Source organism: Vibrio sp. Y176, from assembly GCF_033438945.1.
In genome coordinates this window covers 1-501 of the sequence record NZ_JAWOQS010001282.1, presented here as the reverse complement: position 1 = coordinate 501, position 501 = coordinate 1, and the positions used below count along the sequence as shown (strand labels likewise).

Sequence of the window (501 nt, the reverse complement as noted above, 5' to 3'; positions counted from 1 at the left end):
CTTGGCGTTTGCAGCATCCTGACCCCGATCCGCTCATTGAAGTGGCGTTTCGCAACAGTGAAAAACTCTCCCAGCAATTGCACGCTCTGTTGGATGTGGCGAAACAAGAAGCTCCGCTACCGAGCTATGAGTATCTTCCGATTGATATTAGCCAACTAATGGCAGAATGCGCCGAAACCTTGCAAAGTCAGTTTCAACGTAAAGGCGTGACGTTGAACATTACCGTAAATGAGCCAATCCAAGTGATAGGTGATAAGGGGTTATTAGAACGATTGATATTGAATTTATTGGAAAATGCACTTCGGCATAGTCCGTTGGATGCGACCGTGAGTTGCGATGTAAAACGGGGCGATAATACATCTCAAGTTCGTTTTACTTTTTCCAACCACATAGAGCTGAATGCGCAAGCTGGCGCGCTAGGCATTGGTACTAAAATTGTTCAGTCCATTTTAATGCTGCATCACAGTCATCTTGAAACCGATGCGACATCACATCAGTTTA

1 pseudogene is annotated in these 501 nt (G+C 45.1%); it reads left to right on the top strand.

Features of this window, described 5'->3' with window-relative positions:
• Window positions 1-501, top strand: a pseudogene (locus tag R7O13_RS31415) (sensor histidine kinase); the annotation flags it as partial.